Raw genomic sequence first — 17,461 nt, 5'->3', positions numbered from 1 at the left:
GGAAACGGGGGTGCGGCGGTGGGAGCCGGAGGCACAGCGGTGGGAAACGGGGGTGCGGCGGTGGGGACCGGAGGCACAGCGGTGGGAAACGGGGGTGCGGCGGTGGGGACCGGAGGCACAGCGGTGGGAAACGGGGGTGCGGCGGTGGGGACCGGAGGCACGGGGGCGGGGGCCGGGAAAGGCCCCGGGGAGGTGGGCGCGGGCGGGGCGGGGCGTCATGGCGCCGGTTCCGTCAGGACGCGGTCCACCGGCACCTCGGCCGTGACCGTCACGCCGGCCGGTTCCAGGTCGGACGGCGTCGGCATGACGCTGCCGGGAAGCTGGACGGCGGCGGCGCCGTGCGCGACGGCTGAGGCGAGGGCCGCGGGCCCGGTCCCGCCGGCGACGAGGAAGCCGGCGAGGGAGGAGTCCCCGGCGCCGACGTTGCTGCGTACGGCGTCCACGCGGGCGGTGCCGAACCAGGTGCCCGCGTCGTCCACGAGGAGTTGTCCGTCGGCGCCCAGGCTGGCGAGCACGGAACGGGCGCCCAGCTCCCGCAGTTCCTCGGCGGCCTTCACGGCGTCACCGACCGTGGCCAGCGGACGGCCGACGGCCTCGGACAGCTCCTCGGCGTTCGGCTTGACCACGTCGGGCCGCTCGCGCAACGCCCGCAGCAGGGCGGGCCCGGAGGTGTCCAGGGCGATGCGGGCACCGGCGGCGTGCGCCCGGGCGACCAGGTCGGCGTACCAGGACGGGGCGAGTCCGCGGGGCAGGCTGCCGCAGCAGGCGATCCAGTCCGCGCCGGGCGACTGGCGCCGTACGGTCTCCAGGAGCAGCTCCCGTTCGGCCGGGGAGAGTTCGGGGCCGGGGGCGTTGATCTTCGTCAGGACGCCGTCGGCCTCGGCGAGCGCGATGTTGGAACGGGTGGACCCGCTGATCGGCACCGGCGCGACCTCGATGCCCTGCGCGTCGAGCAGGTCGGCGACGAGTGCGCCCGGCGCCCCGCCCAGCGGCAGCACCGCGACGGTGCGCCGTCCGGCGGCCGTCACCGCACGCGAGACGTTCACGCCCTTGCCGCCGGGATCGACCCGCTCGCCGGTGGCGCGGACGACCTCGCCGCGGTCGAGGGAGGGCACCTCGTAGGTGCGGTCCAGCGACGGATTCGGGGTGACGGTCAGGATCATGCGCGTACTACTTCCGTGCCGGCGCGCTCGATGTCGCCCGCGTCCTCGGGGGTCAGGCCGTCGTCGGTGATGAGCAGGTCCACGTCGCTCAGGGCGCCGAAGCGGGCGAAGTGCTCCTGGGCGTACTTGGAGGAGTCGGCCAGCAGCACCACACGCCGGGCGGCGGTCAGGGCGGCCCGTTTGACGGCGGCCTCGGCGAGGTCGGGGGTGGTCAGGCCGTGCTCCACGGAGAACCCGTTGGCCGCGACCACGGCCACGTCGGCGCGGATCTCGCCGTACGCGCGCAGCGCCCAGGCGTCCACGGCGGCGCGGGTGCGGTTGCGCACGCGCCCTCCGACCAGGTGGAGCTGGACGCCGGGATGGTCGGCGAGGCGGGCGGCGATGGGCAGGCTGTGGGTGACGACGGTCAGCGAGGCGTCCGGCGGGATCGCCGCGGCCATGCGGGCCACGGTGGAACCGGCGTCGAGGATCATCGTGCCCTCGATCGGCAGCTCCGCGAGGGCGGCCTTGGCGATGCGGTCCTTCTCGTCCGCGGCCGTGGACTCGCGCTCGGCGAGGTCCGGCTCGAAGTCGAGCCGCCCGGCGGGGATCGCCCCGCCGTGCACCCGGCGGAGCAGACCGGCGCGGTCGAGGGCCTTGAGGTCGCGGCGGATGGTCTCCGCCGTCACCTGGAACTCCTCGGCCAGCGACACCACGTCCACGCGGCCGCCGTCCCGGGCGAGCCGGAGGATCTCCTGCTGCCGCTCCGGTGCGTACATGACCGTTCACCTCCGACCTGTGCCCGAACCTGTGGTTTCCCGGGGAGGCTACGCCCGGTTGTCCGGAATGTAAACAGGAACCGGAAGCACTCAGACTCACTCGGACATGAACGGGCAAGAGTGGGGCGGGGGACGAAGTGGGGGGGGGGGGGGGGGGGGGGGGGGGGGGGGGGGGGGGGGGGGGGGGGGGGGGGGGGGGGGGCGCGGGCGGGGGGCGCCCTGCTTCTGCCCTCCGCCCCCCCGCCCCCCCCGCCCGCCCCCCCCCGCCCCCCCCCCCCCCCCCCCCCGCCCCCCCCCCCCCCCCCGCCGCGGGGGCGGGGGGGGGGGGGGGGGGGGGGGGGGGGGGGGCCCCCCCCCGCGCCCCCGGCCCCCCCCCCCCCCCCCCCCCCCCCACTTCAATCCCGGAAGGCCCCCTGCACTTCACGGAAGACCCCGCCCGCTTCGGTCCCGGACGGCGCCCGCCGCTTCGGTCCCGGACGGCACCCGCCGCTTCGGTCTCAGACCAGCGCCGGTTCCCTCGCCTCCGCCGGGTCGTCCGCCCCGCTGCCTTCCACGTGCTGGGCCGGCCGCCTGGGCAGCGCGAACATCAGCAGGAAGATGACGGCCAGCACCGCGGCCACCCATCCCAGCGCGTTCTGGAAGGCGTCCACGTAGGCCGGGCCGAGGCGGGCGGGGGTGAGGTGATCGCTCATGGCACCGTAGAAGACCACCGACACGAGCCCGAGGCCGAGCGCGTTGCCCATCTGCTGCACGGTGTTGATGAGCCCCGACGCCGCCCCGGCGTGCTCGCGCGGCACCTGGGAGAGCACCGCGTCGGTCAGCGGCGCGACGATCAGACCCATGCCGAGGCCCATCACCACCAGCGGCAGCGCCATCTGCCAGGACGTGATGGCGAGCCCGTAGTGACCGGCCTCCCAGAGGTAGAGGAGCACTCCGGCCGCCATCACCAGCGCGCCCGCCTGGAGCACCTTGCGTCCGAAGCGCGGGACGAGCTTCTGCACCGAGATCCCGGCGGCCGCGGAGACGGCGATCGAGAACGGCACGCCGGTCAGGCCGGCCCGCAGCGGCGTCCAGCCGAGCCCCACCTGCAGGTACAGCGTCCACACCAGGAAGAACACGCCGAGCGCGACCCCGAAGACCGTCTGCACGGCGATCCCGGCGGCGAAGCTCTTCACCTGGAACAGCGACAGTTCCACCAGCGGCGACCCGTCCCGCGCGCTCTTGCGCCGCTCGTAGGCGACCAGGACCGCGAGGACCACGAGCGAGCCGGCCATCGTCAGGTGGCCCCACAGCGGCCAGCCCAGCTCCTCGCCCCGGGTGAGCGGGTAGACCAGCATCAGCAGCCCGAGCGTGACCAGCGCGACCCCGACCAGGTCGAGGCGGAGCGCGCGCGGCGCCTTGGACTCCGTGATGAAGCGGCTGCCGAGGACGAGGCCCGCGACACCGACCGGCAGGTTGATGAGGAAGATGGGCCGCCATTCGAGCCCGAAGAGGTTCCACTCGGTGAGCAGGGCGCCCAGCAGCGGGCCGGAGACGGCGCCGAGGCCGACGATCGCGCCGAACAGCCCGAAGACCTTCCCCCGTTCGTGCGCCGGGAAGGTGGCGTGCACGATCGACAGCACCTGCGGCACCATCAGCGCCGCCATGCCGCCCTGGAGGATGCGGGAGGCCACCAGCATCTCCGGGTTCGCCGCGACACCGCACAGCGCCGAGGCCAGGGTGAAGCCGCCGATGCCGACGAGGAAGACCCGCTTGCGGCCGTGGATGTCGCCGAGCCGCCCCCCGGTGATCAGGCCGGCCGCGAAGGCGAGGGCGTAACCGGCGGTGATCCACTGGATCTGGCTGAAGGAGGCGCCCTCGTTCTCCCGGATCGAGGGGATGGCGATGTTGACGATGGTGACGTCCACCAGGTCCATGAACGCCGCGGTCATCACGATCGCGAGGGCGAACCAGCGACGCCGGTCGCCCGCGGCGGGCGTCGCGGGAGTCGCGGGCGCGGAGGGCGCGGAGGGCGGGACGGGTACGGCGGGTGGAACCGGTGCCGGGCCGGAGGTGTGCGTGGAGGTCATGGGAGGAAGGTAGGAGGCCAGTAGGTCTGATCGTGTCCTAGATATGCGGCATGCTCGACCGCATGACGACGGACACCCCGGCCCGGCTGCTGACGCTTCTCTCGCTCCTCCAGACGCCCCGCGAATGGCCCGGCGGCGAGCTGGCCGACCGGCTCGGGGTCTCCCGGCGCACGGTCCGGCGGGACATCGACCGCCTGCGCGAGCTGGGCTACCCGGTCCAGGCCACGATGGGCTCCGACGGCGGCTACCGGCTGGTGGCGGGCAAGGCGATGCCGCCGCTCGTCCTCGACGACGAGGAGGCGGTGGCCATCGCGGTCGGGCTGCGGGCGGGCGCCGGGCACGCGGTCGCCGGTCTGGACGAGGCGTCGGTGCGGGCGCTGGCCAAGCTGGAGCAGGTGCTGCCGTCCCGGCTGCGGCACCGGGTCGCCACGCTCCAGTCCGCGACCACGCCGCTGACCAGCGGGGACGGTCCCAGCATCGCGCCGGAGACGCTGACCGTGATGGCGTCGACGGTGGCCGGGCACGAGCGGCTGCGGTTCGCCTACCGCGCGGCGGACGGCACCGAGACGCGGCGCGTGACGGAGCCGTACCGGCTGGTGTCGACGGGGCGGCGCTGGTACCTGGTCGCGTACGACGTCGACCGGGACGACTGGCGGACCTTCCGGGTCGACCGGGTGAGCCGGCCCTTCGCCACGGGGGCGCGTTTCGCGCCGCGGGAGCTGCCGACCGGGGACGCGGCCGAATATCTACGGCGTTCGATGCAGCGCCGGAACGACAGCTACGAGATCACGGTCGTCTTCCACGCGCCGGCCGAGGCCGTCGCGCCCCTGCTGCCGCCCTGGATGGGCACGCCGGAGCCGGTGGACGGCTCCCCGTCGTGCGTGGTGCGGGCGACCGTGAGCGGTTCGGTGGAGTGGATCGCGGTCCGGCTGGCGACGACCGGGATGGAGTTCCGGGTCCGCGAACCGGCGGAGCTGGTGGAGTGCGTACGGGAGCTGGGCGCCCGGCTGGGACGGGCGGCGGAGCCCGGCTGACCGGCCGCCGCACCGCCCGCATCCGGTCGTCACCCCTCCTGCCCGGTGCCGTCCTCCCCGGTGCGGTCCTCGCCGGTGCGGTCCTCGCCGGTGCCGTCCTCCCCGATGCGGTCCTCGACGGTGCCGTGCTCCCCGGCGCCGTCCTCCCAGGCGAAGTCCCGCAGTACCTCCAGATTCAGCAGCGCCTGGTCCAGCGGGCTGCGCGTCTCCTGCGGGGACGACGACGCCCAGTACTCCGCCGCCACCCGCACGGCCGCACTCGCCACGGCGGCCGCGAACTGCAGCCGGGACGTGGCGGCCAGCCGTGCGGCAACGTTGTCGTCGCCCCCGGACATCCGCGCGGCCAGCGCCCCCACCAGCCCCCGTTCCGTGGCGAGGCAGACCTCCGCCCACACCTTGCGCAGCGCCGGACTGCTCGCGGCCAGCCGGATGAGGGTGCGGGCCCACTCCCAGGAGGGCGCCGAGACACCGGCGCCCGGGGTCAGCGCGTGCCGCACGGCGTGTTCCAGGGCCTCGGGCGGGGTCAGTGCGGCCGGGGCGTCGCGCACCGCGCGCACCCAGCGCTCCGCGCCCAGGGCGTAGAGCGGGGCGATCGCCTCCTCCTTGGCCGCGAAGTAGCGGTAGAAGGTGCGCGGGGCGACACCGGCGGCCCGTGCGATGTCCTCGGCCCGGGTGGCCCGCAGGCCCTGGCCGACGAAGAGGCGGGCCGCCGCCCGGGCGATCTCCATCCGGGTCTCGGCCTTGCGCCGCTCGGTCAGGGAGACCGGCCCCGGACCGGGGTCGGGAAATGCTGGGACGGTGGTGCTCACTTCGGCAGGCTATGCCGCTGTGGCAGAATCTGCCATTCGGCGGGCCACCCCGGGGTTCAGGTTCGGGGTGCCCCGCCTCCCCGCCGCCTCCACCCGCCGCCTCCACCCCGTGCCGGCCGACGCTCCGCAGCGCAGGGAGCCGGGCTGCGGCGCCCGGGGGGAGGGGCACCGAGCCCGGCTCGGGAAGTCCCGGCGCCGGGGGGAGTGCGTCGGGACATGGTCTGCGGGTGTGGTGGGGCGGCATCGCGTGAGGCCGGCCCTGAGGCTCGTGACGGACGGGCCCGGGGTTCTTGTTCCCGGTCGCGACGGGTTGAAGCGGCGTTGTACGGCCATGTTCGCGCCGCGTTCAGCACCCGGCGCACGCCCCACCCGCCACGTCCCGCCCCCGGCGTCACGCGACCGGCCGGTCCTACCCGCCCGGTCCGCCCGGTCGGCGCAGGAAGCGAGGCGAGCAGCTGCGCCACCGTCCTCCGCGCCACCGCCCTCCGCACGACGGCCGACCGTCCGGCAGCGGGCCCGCCGCGGACGGGAGCACACACCCCTCCGACAGACGCCGCGGCGGGCCGGTCCCTGGGACCGACCCGCCGTCGCGCTCGTGGTGACCGGTGGCGTTACGCCGCCGCCTCGAAGCCGGTGTCGCGGGCCAGCTTCTTCAGCTCCAGCAGCGCGTGCTTCTCGATCTGGCGGATGCGCTCGCGCGTGAGGCCGTGCTCCTTGCCGACCTCGGTCAGCGTGCGCTCGCGGCCGTCGTCGATGCCGTACCGCATCTTGATGATGGAGGCCGTGCGCGGGTCGAGGCGGCCGATGAGGTCGTCCAGCTCCTCACTGCGCAGCAGCGTCAGCACCGACTGCTCGGGCGACACGGCGGAGGTGTCCTCCAGCAGGTCGCCGAACTGGGTCTCACCCTCGTCGTCCACCGACATGTTCAGCGAGACCGGGTCGCGGGCCCAGTCGAGCACGTCGGTGACGCGCTCCGGCGTCGAGCCCAGCTCGGCCGCGATCTCGGCGGGCTCCGGCTCGCGGCCGTGCTCCCGGTTGAACTCGCGCTGCACGCGCCGGATCCGGCCCAGCTCCTCCACCAGGTGGACGGGCAGCCGGATGGTGCGCGACTGGTCGGCGATGGAACGGGTGATGGCCTGACGGATCCACCAGGTCGCGTACGTCGAGAACTTGAAGCCCTTGCGGTAGTCGAACTTCTCGACCGCGCGCACCAGGCCGGCGTTGCCCTCCTGGATCAGGTCGAGGAGCGGCAGACCGCTGCGCGGGTAGCGGCGGGCGACCGCGACGACCAGCCGGAGGTTGGAGCGGATGAAGACGTCCTTGGCCCGCTCGCTCTCGTCGATCAGGGCCTGGAGCTCCTCCCGGGTGGCGTCCGCCCCGGTCTCCTCGTAGCCTTCGAGGACCTGCCGCGCGAACACACCGGCCTCGATGGTCTGGGACAGCTCGACCTCCTTGGCGGCGTCGAGCAGCGGGGTCCGGGCGATCTCGTCGAGGTACATGCCGACCAGATCGCGGTCGGCGAGCTCTCCGCCGTTGGCGCGGACGCTGGTTGCCGCGCCGGAGGTCTCGCCGGTGGCGGACTTACGACGGGCGACGGCACGGGTTGCCATGCGTGCTCCCTTGCGATGGTGGTTCAGCGGGTGGGTCCTGTGGACGGTCGGGCTCCGTGTGGTGTTGTCTCCGTCCCTGCCGGGGACTCTCCTCGGGTGCCCTGCATCCGATGGAAACAACGACTGGAATCCGGACAGAATTCCCAACCCGCCCCTCGATTTTTCTGATCATGCAGTACCCTGTGCCGCCACACGAGGAGGGGCGATGCCGTCGGAGAGCGCGGAGATCCAGGTCAGGCCGGGGATCGAGGACGATCTGAAGGCCCTCACCGACCTCTACAACCACTACGTACGTGAGACGCCCATCACGTTCGACACCGAGCCGTTCACTCCGGAAGAGCGCCGCCCCTGGCTGCTCTCCCACCCTGAAGACGGCCCGTACCGCCTCAGGGTTGCGACGGACGCGCACTCACAGGAGATCCTGGGGTACGCCACCTCGAGCCCCTACCGCGCGAAGTCCGCCTACCGGACCTCGGTGGAGACCACCGTCTACGTCGCCCCGGACGCTGGCGGCCGCGGGATCGGCTCGCTGCTCTACACGTCCCTCTTCGACGCCCTGGCCGCCGAGGACGTGCACCGGGCCTACGCGGGCATCGCGCAGCCCAACCCGGCGTCGGAACGCCTGCACGCCCGCTTCGGCTTCCGGCACGTGGGGACGTACGGGGAGGTGGGCCGCAAGTTCGGGCAGTACTGGGACGTGGCCTGGTACGAGAAGCCCCTGTAGCCGGCGGTCGGGCCGCGGAGGCTGCGGCGGCCCGGCGACGGTCAGCCGAACTGCACCGAGCGCTTGGCCAGGCCCATCCAGAACCCGTCGATCACCGACCGCCGCAGGTCCAGCTCACCCGCCGCGTCCGCCGCGCCCATGGTCACGAACAGGGGGGCGAAGTGCTCGGTGCGCGGGTGGGCGAGCCGTCCCGCAGGGGACTTGCGGGCGAAGTCGAGCAGCCCGTCCACGTCCCCGCCCTCCAGTGCGCGCCGGCCCCAGTCGTCGAACTCGGCCGACCAGGAGGGGATGCCGCCCTGGCGGAGCGCGGCGAGGTTGTGGGTGAAGAAGCCGGAGCCGATGATCAGCACGCCCTCGTCCCGCAGCGGCGCGAGCCTGCGGCCGATCTCCATGAGCCGCGCCGGGTCGAGGGTCGGCATGGAGACCTGGAGGACCGGGACGTCGGCGCCGGGGTACATCTCGACCAGCGGCACGTATGCGCCGTGGTCGAGGCCGCGGTCGGGGACGTCCTGCACGGGCGTACCGGGGGCGCGCAGCAGCTTCCGTACGGACTCGGCGAGCGCGGGGGCACCGGGGGCCTCGTAACGCACCTGGTAGTAGTGCTCCGGGAAGCCCCAGAAGTCGTACTCCAGGGGGACGGTCCTGGTGGCACCGAGGGCGAGCGGGGCCTCCTCCCAGTGGGCGGAGACGACGAGGATCGCCCGGGGGCGCGGCAGGGCGGCGGCCCAGGCGGCCAGTTCACCGGGCCAGACGGGGTCGTCGGCGAGCGGCGGGGCGCCGTGGCTGAGGTAGAGGGCGGGCATGCGCTCCTGCGGGGCGGCGGTGGCCATGACTACCACTCCAATACTTGAACTCTCAATCTTTCTTCCCGGCAAATCTACGCCCCTTTTGTTTAATGTTCAAGAAGTCGTTTCGTACAGTGGGGGCATGAACGACGATCCCCGTTGGCTCACCGCCGAGGAGCAGCTCGTCTGGCGCTCCTACATCGAGGCCGCCACCCTCCTCGAGGACCACCTCGACCGGCAGCTCCAGCGCGACGCGGGCATGCCGCACGTCTACTACGGCCTGCTGGTCAAGCTGGCCGAGTCGCCGCGTCGGCGGCTGCGGATGACGGAGCTGGCCAAGTACGCGAAGATCACCCGCTCCCGGCTCTCGCACGCGGTCGCCCGCCTGGAGAAGAACGGCTGGGTCCGCCGCGAGGACTGCCCCTCCGACAAGCGCGGCCAGTTCGCCATCCTCACGGACGAGGGGTACGACGTGCTGCGCCGGACCGCGCCGGGCCACGTGAACGCCGTGCGCCAGGCCGTCTTCGACCGGCTCACCCCGGAACAGCAGAAGTCCCTCGGCGAGATCATGACGATCGTCGCCGAGGGACTTCAGCCGAGCGAAGCGGGTGCGGACCTGCCCTGGCTGCGCTGAGCGCGCGGCCGGGGCAGGTCCGGGGGAACCGTGCGGACGGGGCGTCCCCTCCCCGTGCGCACGGGTGGAACAGGGGCCCGAGGTCCGAGCGGGTACCGGGTCAGGCGTCGTCAGTGGGCGACGACCGGCACCGGCAGCTCGTCCTCGACCGCGTCGCCCGCACCGGACCCGGCGACGGTGCTGCCGCCCGGCCGTCCGGCGTTGACGAAGGTCAGGGCGATCGCGGCCGCCACGACCAGGATGCCGACGGCGAACCAGATCGCGCTGGTGTAGCCCTGCACCTGACCCTGCACCTGGACCAGCTGCTGCTGCGAGCGCGAGGTCGCGCTCCCGATGTGGTCGGTGATGTACGAGGTGGTGGCGGAGGCGGCGATCGTGTTCAGCAGCGCCGTACCGATCGCGCCGCCCACCTGCTGCGAGGTGTTGACCATCGCGGAGGCCACACCGGCGTCCCGCGGCTCCACGCCCATGGTGGCCATGGACATCGCCGGCATGAACGCCGTACCCATGCCGAGGCCGAGCAGCAGCATGCCGGGCAGCAGCACACCGGCGTAGGAGGTGTCGACCTCCAGCTGGGTCAGCAGCAGCATGCCGACGGCGGCGACCAGGAAGCCGGGGCCCATCAGCAGCCGGGGCGGGACCCGGGTCATCAGACGGGTGCCGATCTGGGTGGAACCCGTGATCATGCCGACGACCATCGGCAGGAAGGCGAAGCCGGTCTTCACCGGCGTGTAGCCCTTCACGACCTGGAGGTAGTAGGTCAGGAAGAGGAACAGGCCGAACATCGCGATGATCGCCAGGCCCAGCGAGAGGTAGATGCCGCCCCGGTTGCGCTCGGTGATCACGCGCAGCGGCAGCAGCGGGGTCTTCACCTTCGACTCGACCAGCACGAAGGCCAGCAGGAGCACGGCGGAACCGACGAACATGCCGACCGTCACCGCGTCGCTCCAGCCCTCGGACTCGGCGCGGGTGAAGCCGTAGACGAGCGCGACCAGACCGAGGGTGGACAGGATCACGCCGGGGATGTCGAGCGGCGCGCGGTTGCGTCCGCCCTTCGGCTCGCGGATGACGAGGTAGGCGCCGGCCGCGGCGACGGCCGCGAACGGGACGTTGACGAAGAAGGTCCAGCGCCAGTTCAGGTACTCGGTGAGGAAACCGCCGAGGATCAGACCCACGGCGGCGCCGCCGCCCGCGATGGCACCGTAGATGCCGAACGCCTTGGCCCGCTCCTTGGCGTCCGTGAACATCACGGCGAGCAGGGAGAGCGCGGCGGGCGCGAGCAGGGCACCGAAGACGCCCTGGAGGGCGCGGGAGCCGAACATCATCGCCTCGTTGGTGGCCGCGCCGCCGAGCGCGGAGGCCGCGGCGAAGCCGGCCAGGCCGGTGACGAAGGTGCGCTTGCGGCCCCACTTGTCGGCTATCCGGCCACCGAACAGCAGCAGACCGCCGAAGGCGAGGGCGTAGGCCGTGACGACCCACTGCCGGTTGCCGTCGGAGATCCCGAGGTCCTGCTGGGCGGAGGGCAGGGCGATGTTCACGATGGTGGAGTCGAGGACGACCATCAGCTGGGCGAGCGCGATGAAGACGAGCGCTTTCCAGCGTCCGGCGTCCGGGGCGTCGGTGACGCCGGAGGCCTTGACGGCTGATTGAGACATGGGGATACCCACTTCGGACTTCGTGACGGAAAAAGACGAGAAAAGGGACGACTGAGGCCGCACCGACTGCCCGTTACCGGCAGCGACGGTGGAGCCGGGAGCGTGGCATCGGTGGCGGATCCGGTGGTGAAGCCGGCGGATCCGGTGGATCGGGTGGATCCGGTGGAAACGGCGGATCCGGTGGATCCGGGTGGATCCGCTGGAAGGCGCGGATCTGATGGACGTGGCGGAACTACTGGTCGCAGGGCCGGCGCAGATCCTCCAGAGTGACGGCCGCACCCGGGAGGACGGAGCGGGCCGGAGCCCGCAGCCCGTCCAGGAACAGCTGAAGATGACGGTGGACGAACCGGTCGGCGTTGACGCATCCCGTTCCGGCCGGGGGCCGGCTGAGCTGGGCCGCGGCGATCATCAGATCACCCACGTCCACGTCGTCGCGGAGCTGACCGGCCGCCTTGGCCCGGTCCATGACCTCGGCGACCAGCCGCTCGACCCGTTCGCGTGACGCCTCCAGGTCGGGGTGGTGCTGGTCGAAGGTGCTGGACACCATGGGGCACAGGGCGCTGATCCGCTCGTCGGCGGAGACGTGCACGAAGCGCTCCAGCGCCCCGAACGCGTCGCCGGTCTCCGCGAGCGCCAGCTCGGCCGCCCGTGCCGTACGGTCCATGACCGAGCAGACGACCTCGCGGACGAGGGCGTCGCGGTCGGGGAAGTTGCGGTACACCGTGGCGTTGCCGACGCCGGCCCGGCGGGCGACGTCGTCGAGCGGCACGTCCGGGCCGTGCTCGACGAACATCTCGCGGGCGGCGGTGACGATCCGCTCCCGATTGCGCAGAGCATCGGCACGGGGCCGGGCCACCTTGCGCTGATCAGGCATCGCGGTCTGCACGGCGACTCCTCGGTGTCGGTGACGGATGTGACGGTGACGGATGTGACTGCTGATGGCCGTCCTGGCCGTTGACGGCCTTCGACGGCCACCGTCGGCCCCTGTCGGCCACCTGGTTCGCGATCCGGGGAAGGAATCCCCGTTTCGCTCGGACACAGGTCTAAACGGGGAATCGATCCCCGGTTATTTCCCGCTCCCGGAAAACATTCCAGTGACGTGGGTCACACCGGCTGCGGACCCCTGCCCCGCCCGGCGGCTACCGGCGAGAAACCCACGATCGGCCGCTCCAGCGCGCGCCCACCCACCCCGCGGCACAGGGTGAGCCCAAGGGCGCAGTCGGTGTCGGGCGGCTGCCGTGGCACGGGGAGGTCCGCATGCAGCCGCACGGGCAGGTGCAGCCGCCGAACCGCCGCATACGCCCGCGCCGGCTGGCCGCAGCCGGCACCGTCGCCGTACTGACCCTCGCGCTCAGCACCTCGGCCGGCACCGGCCGGCTCGCGCCCGGCACCTCGATGGCGGGCCCCGGCCCCGCCGCCCTCTCCCGCTCCTCCGCACACGGCCCCTGCATGATCAGTGGGGGCGCGGAGATCCAGATGTCCGAGGGCGTGCCGACCTCCACCGGCTACGCCCGCTCGACCGGCACCGTCCGCGCCCTCAACCTGATGGTCGACTTCTCCGACGCCCCCGGCGAGGGCAAGGCGCTCGACCGGTACGCGGAGTTCTTCCCGAAGACCCGGCAGTGGTTCGGCACCAGCAGCTACGGCCGCCTCGACTACCGCCCCGAGGCCCCGATCCGGGACTGGCTGCGGATGCCCAAGTCGTTCGCGGAGTACGGCATAGAGCGCGGCGCCCCCTTCGAACCCGGCTACCGCGAACTGGTCCAGGACCTGGTCGCCGCGGCCGACCCGAAGGTGAATTTCCGCTCGTACGACCTCCTGAACGTCCTGGTCACCCCGAACGCGGGCCCCTCCGCCCTGGACACGGTGCTGTCCGTGACCTTCGCCGGGAACCAGGAGGCCCCGGTCGCCGACGGCGTCCCGGTGGCCAACGCCTCCTTCGTCTACTCCCGCCAGGACGACGGCTCCGGCTCCTACGACACGACCGGCTACCGGGTCCTCCCGCACGAGAACGGCCACGTCTTCGGCCTGCCGGACCTCTACACCCAGGAGGGCGGCGGAGCCGTGGGCCACTGGGACATCATGAGCGAGGACTGGGGCGCCAACAACGACCTCCTCGGCTGGCACAAGTGGAAGCTGGGCTGGCTCGACCGCAGCCAGGTGCACTGCGCGTCCGCGCCCGGGACGACCGAGTACACACTGACCCCGCTGGCCCGCAAGGGCGGCGACAAGCTGGTCGTCCTCCCGCTGAGCGGCACCTCCGGCTACGCGGTCGAACTGCGCACCCGCGCGGGCAACGACGAGACGGTGTGCCGGCCCGGCGTACTGATCTACAAGGTCGACGCGGACGTCGACACCGGAATGGGCCCGGTCCGCATCTACGACTCCCAGCGCGACAGCGGCGGCTGCACCCGCAGCCCCAACGTCCACGCCGAACTCTCGGACGCCACCTTCACCGAGGGCGAGACCTTCCAGGACCCGCGCAAGGGCGTCACGATCAAGGTGTCGGAGAAGGAGGCGGGGGGAGACATGCGGATACGGGTGACACGGAAGTAGGCCGCCCGGGTCCCGGACGGTGGGCCGGCGGGACGCGTCGCACCGACGTCCCGAAGCGAGGCCGGGCGGGGCTACCGTAGGCGCCGGCGCCCTGCCGTGATCGCCGTACCGGAGAGTCGATGCCCGCCCACACCCCTCACGTCGCCGCCCCCGACGGGCCCCACGACCGGGCCGCCGCCGCACCGGACACGGACACCGCGCCGGGCACGGGCGCGGGCACCGGCACCGGCACCGGCACCGGCACCGGCACCGGCACCGGCACCGGCACCAGCCTTTCGGCCACGGGCACCGCACCGGAAGCGGTGGCACCGGCCGAGGCGGTCACCCCGCTCCTCCGGGGCATCGCCGTACTCCACCGGCTGACCGACGCGGACGGCGGCACCCTCAGCCTCAGCGCCCTGGAGAAGAGCACCGGCCTGGCCCGCTCCACGGTGGACCGCCTCACCTCGACCCTCGCGCGCATGGGATACGTCCGCCTGGACGGCCGCGACGTGACCCTGGCCCCCCGCCTGATGGAACTGGGCAACGCCTACCTGGCCGCCCTGCGCCTGCCCGCCCTCCTCTCCGCCCGCGCCGACGCCCTGGCCGACGAACTGGACGAGTCGGTGTCGCTGGCGGTCGGCGACCGGGACGGCATCCGCTTCATCCACCAGGCCACCCGGCGCCGCGCCATGTCCCTCAGCTTCCGCATCGGCGACCTGCTCCCCGCCGAACGCACCGCCCCAGGACCCCTCTTCGCCACGCGGTGGACGGACGCCGACTGGCACCACTGGCGTGAGCGCCGGACCGCGGACCCGGCGGACCGCACCTTCCCCGCCGTACCGCCCCGCGAACACCCCACCCCCGACGAGGACTTCGTTCGCCGTACGGAGCGGGCGGCGGCCGACGGCCACGCCTTGGACGACCAGCTGATCGAACCGGGCCTGGTGGCACTCTCGGTTCCCGTACGGGACCCCGGCACCGGCGCCGTGGCCTGCGTGGCGAGCGTGGTGAGCCACACCAGCCGCCACCCGGCGACGGACCTTCGGGCGGCCCTGCTCCCCCGTCTGCGCACGGCGGTCGCCGCGATGGAGGACGACCTGCGCACCGCCCCTCCCCCGCACCCCGAACCGCCCCGCGCGGGCCTGGCCACCTGGACGGGCGCGTCGAAACAGAAACTGGGCCGGGAGTTCGTGGAGTCCCTCGCCCGCGGCCTGACCGTACTGACCGCCTTCGGCGCGGGCCGCTCCGCGCTGACCCTGACCCAGGTCGCCGGGGCGACGGGCCTGGCCCGGGCCACCGCACGCAGGGCCCTGATCACCCTCACGCACGCGGGCCTGGTGTCCCCCGCCCCCGACGGCACCTTCGCCCTCACCCCCCGGGTCCTCTCCCTCGGCTTCCCGCCCCTGTCCCGCACCTCCCTCCCCGAGATCGCCCAGCCCCACCTGAACGCCCTCGCCGACCGCGTCCACGAGTCGACGTCCCTCGCCGTCCTGTCCGACTCGGGCGGGGAGATCCAGTACACGGCCCGGGCGTCCGCGCCCCGCGTCCTGAGCGCCCGCGTGACCGTCGGCGCCCGCCTCCCGGCCCACGCGACGGCCCTGGGCCGCGTCCTGCTGGCCCTTCCCGAGGTCCGCGCACGGGGCTACGCCCTGGTCGACGAGGAACTGGAGGCCGGCCTGCGCGCCATCGCGGTCCCGGTGCGCGACCGCACGGGCCGGGTGGTGGCGGCGCTCAACGTGGCCCTGCACGCCGCCCGCCGCACGACCGGGGCCTGCGAGACGGAGATCCTCCCCGAACTGACCCGAACGGCGACCGCCGTCGAGGCCGACCTCCGCGTAGCGGGCCACTTCGTCCACGTCCCCCCGACGTGACCCCCACCCCGGCCCTTCGATCAGCTAACCTGTTGGCACCACCGCCCACAGCGGCGGCCCCGCCTTCGTAGCTCAGGGGATAGAGCACCGCTCTCCTAAAGCGGGTGTCGCAGGTTCGAATCCTGCCGGGGGCACCAGTTCAGAAGGGGGCCACCTCCGGATTTCCGGAGGTGGCCCCCTTGTGACATCCACGTCTTATGACATCCACGTCTGACAGCAACAGGGCGGTCACTCACGATCAGGGCGATGGTGCTGCTGCCCTGCGCGTGCCCGAGGATCTCCCTCATCACGCGAGGCGCGACGACGGCCGCTGTGAGGAGCGTGGCGGTGCCCGTTCCGCTGCACGGCCTGGCGGCCGGTACGGGTGGTGAAGACGTAGTCGGACTCCTGAAGAGCGAGCAGGCGAGGCTGCTGGGGGCGCCGAGGTGGGCGCTCGGACCGTCGACGCTGAAGCGGAGGGCGACGTCACCTGATGCCGGGGCCGACCCCGCCCCGGACCGCTCGCCACGAGTCGGTCGGACCGGTCCGGGGTGGAGAGCGGAGGGCAGTCCCCCGGGGCCCCTACTGCTTGTGGCCGTTGCTGTGGCCGTCGGGATGCAGCACCACCTTCGTCCAGCCCTCGTCACGGGCGTCGAAGTGCTCATAGGCGGTGGGGGCCTCGTCCAGGCCGAGCTCGTGGGAGACGATGAAGCTCGGCGTCGCCTTCTCGCCGGCGATCAGGTCCCGCAGTGCCCGGTTGTACCTCTTCACCGGCGCCTGTCCGGTCCCCATGTGCTGGCCCTTGAACCACATCATGCCGAAGTCGATGGGCACCTTGCCCTGTGCCTCCAGCTCGCCTTGGGCCTCTTCGCCGCCAGGGTCCTGAGGCAGGTACACGCCCACCACACCGATGTCTCCCGTGAACCTGACCGAGTCGATCAGGTTGTTGAGCGTGAGGCTGGCGTCCTCGTGGCCCTCGGGGTCATGTGCCTGGTACCCGACGCACTCACACCCGTTGTCGGCGCCCAGACCGAGCGTTGCCTCCTTGACGACCTCCGCCGGGTCCTGCTCGGCGGTGTTGATCGGGATGGCCCCGATCTCCTCCGCCTTGCGCAGCCGGTCGGGCTGGTGGTCGGCCACCCAGACGCGGCCGGCGCCCTTGAGCACGGCGGAGTAGGCCGCCATCAGCCCGACGGGCCCGGCCCCGAAGACGATCGTCTGGTCGCCGGGTTTGACGTGGGCCATCTCGGTGGCGTGGTAACCGGTGGGGAAGATGTCGGCGAGCATCACGTAGTCGCTCTGCCGCTCGGCGGCGTCCTCGCCCAGGCGCAGCGCGTTGAAGTCCCCGTAGGGCACACGCAGCAGTTCTGCCTGGCCACCCTGGTAGGGGCCCATGTCGGCGAAACCGAAGGCGGCTCCGGCGAGGGCGGGTTCCGGCTGCATGGTCAGGCAGTAGTTGGTCAGCCCTCGCTCGCACTGCTTGCAGAAGCCGCAGGCGATGTTGAAGGGCAGGACCACGTACTCGCCGACCTTCACCTTGCTCACGGCCGGGCCGACCTCCACGACCTGGCCCATGTTCTCGTGTCCCAGCGTGCGGCCGGACTCGAACGAGGTGCGGCCCTCGTACATGTGCAGGTCGGAACCGCAGATGTTGGTCGCGGTGATCTTGACGATGATGTCGCAGGGATGCTCGATCTTCGCGTCCGGTACGTCCTTCACCGCGACCGTTCGGGGACCTTCGTATACCGCTGCTTTCATGATGACTTCCTTCGGTGCCGCTGCTCGAGCACGGCACTGACGGGTCGAGACGGCGTAGAGCCTGACTCCCGTGA

At 72.9% G+C, this 17,461-nt stretch carries 14 protein-coding genes and 1 tRNA gene; 6 read left to right on the top strand and 9 right to left on the bottom strand.

The window, feature by feature from the left end; genetic code table 11:
* Positions 1–215 precede the first annotated feature (215 nt).
* The 3 genes from pfkB to ACIBCJ_RS22065 all read right to left on the bottom strand — a co-directional run bounded on the left by pfkB (position 216) and on the right by ACIBCJ_RS22065 (position 3,852).
* Positions 216–1,163 (bottom strand): 1-phosphofructokinase, encoded by a 948-nt coding sequence (gene pfkB, locus ACIBCJ_RS22075; protein WP_362506448.1) that lies wholly within the window; start codon positions 1,161–1,163, stop codon positions 216–218.
* Positions 1,160–1,921, bottom strand: a complete 762-nt coding sequence (locus tag ACIBCJ_RS22070) for a DeoR/GlpR family DNA-binding transcription regulator (protein ID WP_365980704.1) — start codon at positions 1,919–1,921, stop codon at positions 1,160–1,162. Before ACIBCJ_RS22070 ends, pfkB begins: the two co-directional genes overlap by 4 nt.
* A 497-nt stretch (positions 1,922–2,418) precedes the next feature.
* Complete coding sequence (locus ACIBCJ_RS22065; RefSeq protein WP_399283074.1) at positions 2,419–3,852, bottom strand: MFS transporter; 1,434 nt, start codon at positions 3,850–3,852, stop codon at positions 2,419–2,421.
* A gap of 200 nt (positions 3,853–4,052) precedes the next feature.
* Here ACIBCJ_RS22065 and ACIBCJ_RS22060 point away from each other — a divergent pair, with 200 nt between their 5' ends.
* Positions 4,053–5,024 carry a YafY family protein gene (locus ACIBCJ_RS22060; RefSeq protein WP_362502536.1) on the top strand — a complete coding sequence of 324 codons (972 nt, stop codon included), beginning with the start codon at positions 4,053–4,055 and terminating at the stop codon, positions 5,022–5,024.
* Between the two features lie 29 nt (positions 5,025–5,053).
* Here ACIBCJ_RS22060 and ACIBCJ_RS22055 read toward each other — a convergent pair whose 3' ends face one another.
* Positions 5,054–5,833, bottom strand: a complete 780-nt coding sequence (locus tag ACIBCJ_RS22055) for a TetR family transcriptional regulator (protein ID WP_365980706.1) — start codon at positions 5,831–5,833, stop codon at positions 5,054–5,056.
* A gap of 611 nt (positions 5,834–6,444) precedes the next feature.
* Complete coding sequence (locus tag ACIBCJ_RS22050) at positions 6,445–7,443, bottom strand: sigma-70 family RNA polymerase sigma factor (RefSeq protein ID WP_362097565.1); 999 nt, start codon at positions 7,441–7,443, stop codon at positions 6,445–6,447.
* Positions 7,444–7,648: 205 nt separating this feature from the next.
* Here ACIBCJ_RS22050 and ACIBCJ_RS22045 point away from each other — a divergent pair, with 205 nt between their 5' ends.
* Entirely contained in the window at positions 7,649–8,167 is a 519-nt protein-coding gene (locus ACIBCJ_RS22045; RefSeq protein WP_365980707.1) for an N-acetyltransferase family protein, read from the top strand.
* Between the two features lie 41 nt (positions 8,168–8,208).
* On the opposite strand, the gene ACIBCJ_RS22040 is transcribed toward ACIBCJ_RS22045, so the two are convergent.
* The gene (locus ACIBCJ_RS22040) at positions 8,209–8,970 is read right to left on the bottom strand and encodes a class III extradiol ring-cleavage dioxygenase (RefSeq protein ID WP_362502557.1); all 762 of its coding nucleotides are present in this window, start codon (positions 8,968–8,970) and stop codon (positions 8,209–8,211) included.
* A 124-nt stretch (positions 8,971–9,094) separates the two neighbouring features.
* Here ACIBCJ_RS22040 and ACIBCJ_RS22035 point away from each other — a divergent pair, with 124 nt between their 5' ends.
* Complete coding sequence (locus tag ACIBCJ_RS22035) at positions 9,095–9,586, top strand: MarR family winged helix-turn-helix transcriptional regulator (protein WP_133889066.1); 492 nt, start codon at positions 9,095–9,097, stop codon at positions 9,584–9,586.
* Positions 9,587–9,696: 110 nt separating this feature from the next.
* Here the strand turns inward: ACIBCJ_RS22035 and ACIBCJ_RS22030 are convergent, their stop codons facing one another.
* Positions 9,697–11,241 (bottom strand): MFS transporter, encoded by a 1,545-nt coding sequence (locus ACIBCJ_RS22030; RefSeq protein ID WP_362097558.1) that lies wholly within the window; start codon positions 11,239–11,241, stop codon positions 9,697–9,699.
* A 232-nt stretch (positions 11,242–11,473) separates the two neighbouring features.
* Positions 11,474–12,127 carry a TetR/AcrR family transcriptional regulator gene (locus ACIBCJ_RS22025; RefSeq protein WP_208298414.1) on the bottom strand — a complete coding sequence of 218 codons (654 nt, stop codon included), beginning with the start codon at positions 12,125–12,127 and terminating at the stop codon, positions 11,474–11,476.
* Positions 12,128–12,498: 371 nt separating this feature from the next.
* Between ACIBCJ_RS22025 and ACIBCJ_RS22020 the strand changes: the two genes are divergently transcribed.
* From ACIBCJ_RS22020 to ACIBCJ_RS22010, 3 genes are all read left to right on the top strand, one after another.
* Positions 12,499–13,797, top strand: coding sequence for a M6 family metalloprotease domain-containing protein (locus tag ACIBCJ_RS22020; protein WP_365980708.1), 1,299 nt, complete (start codon positions 12,499–12,501; stop codon positions 13,795–13,797).
* 119 nt (positions 13,798–13,916) lie between these two features.
* Positions 13,917–15,650: an IclR family transcriptional regulator C-terminal domain-containing protein gene (locus ACIBCJ_RS22015; protein WP_365980710.1), complete on the top strand. Its 1,734-nt coding sequence runs from the start codon at positions 13,917–13,919 to the stop codon at positions 15,648–15,650.
* A 61-nt stretch (positions 15,651–15,711) separates the two neighbouring features.
* Positions 15,712–15,787, top strand: a tRNA-Arg gene (locus ACIBCJ_RS22010).
* Positions 15,788–16,211: 424 nt separating this feature from the next.
* Here the strand turns inward: ACIBCJ_RS22010 and ACIBCJ_RS22005 are convergent.
* Positions 16,212–17,387 (bottom strand): glutathione-independent formaldehyde dehydrogenase, encoded by a 1,176-nt coding sequence (locus tag ACIBCJ_RS22005; protein WP_362097549.1) that lies wholly within the window; start codon positions 17,385–17,387, stop codon positions 16,212–16,214.
* Between the last annotated feature and the right edge of the window lie 74 nt (positions 17,388–17,461).

The organism is Streptomyces sp. NPDC051136, assembly GCF_044455745.1.
Lineage (GTDB): Bacteria > Actinomycetota > Actinomycetes > Streptomycetales > Streptomycetaceae > Streptomyces.
This window is presented reverse-complemented; position numbering and strand designations above follow the sequence as displayed.

What these genes read in the sequence shown, in the direction of transcription:
- pfkB (WP_362506448.1), bottom strand. Translation starts at nt 1,163, where the DNA reads ATGATCCTGACCGTCACCCCGAATCCGTCGCTGGACCGCACCTACGAG.
- ACIBCJ_RS22070 (WP_365980704.1), bottom strand. Translation starts at nt 1,921, where the DNA reads ATGTACGCACCGGAGCGGCAGCAGGAGATCCTCCGGCTCGCCCGGGAC.
- ACIBCJ_RS22065 (WP_399283074.1), bottom strand. Translation starts at nt 3,852, where the DNA reads ATGACCGCGGCGTTCATGGACCTGGTGGACGTCACCATCGTCAACATC.
- ACIBCJ_RS22060 (WP_362502536.1), top strand. Translation starts at nt 4,053, where the DNA reads ATGACGACGGACACCCCGGCCCGGCTGCTGACGCTTCTCTCGCTCCTC.
- ACIBCJ_RS22050 (WP_362097565.1), bottom strand. Translation starts at nt 7,443, where the DNA reads ATGGCAACCCGTGCCGTCGCCCGTCGTAAGTCCGCCACCGGCGAGACC.
- ACIBCJ_RS22045 (WP_365980707.1), top strand. Translation starts at nt 7,649, where the DNA reads ATGCCGTCGGAGAGCGCGGAGATCCAGGTCAGGCCGGGGATCGAGGAC.
- ACIBCJ_RS22040 (WP_362502557.1), bottom strand. Translation starts at nt 8,970, where the DNA reads ATGCCCGCCCTCTACCTCAGCCACGGCGCCCCGCCGCTCGCCGACGAC.
- ACIBCJ_RS22035 (WP_133889066.1), top strand. Translation starts at nt 9,095, where the DNA reads ATGAACGACGATCCCCGTTGGCTCACCGCCGAGGAGCAGCTCGTCTGG.
- ACIBCJ_RS22030 (WP_362097558.1), bottom strand. Translation starts at nt 11,241, where the DNA reads ATGTCTCAATCAGCCGTCAAGGCCTCCGGCGTCACCGACGCCCCGGAC.
- ACIBCJ_RS22020 (WP_365980708.1), top strand. Translation starts at nt 12,499, where the DNA reads ATGCAGCCGCACGGGCAGGTGCAGCCGCCGAACCGCCGCATACGCCCG.
- ACIBCJ_RS22015 (WP_365980710.1), top strand. Translation starts at nt 13,917, where the DNA reads ATGCCCGCCCACACCCCTCACGTCGCCGCCCCCGACGGGCCCCACGAC.
- ACIBCJ_RS22005 (WP_362097549.1), bottom strand. Translation starts at nt 17,387, where the DNA reads ATGAAAGCAGCGGTATACGAAGGTCCCCGAACGGTCGCGGTGAAGGAC.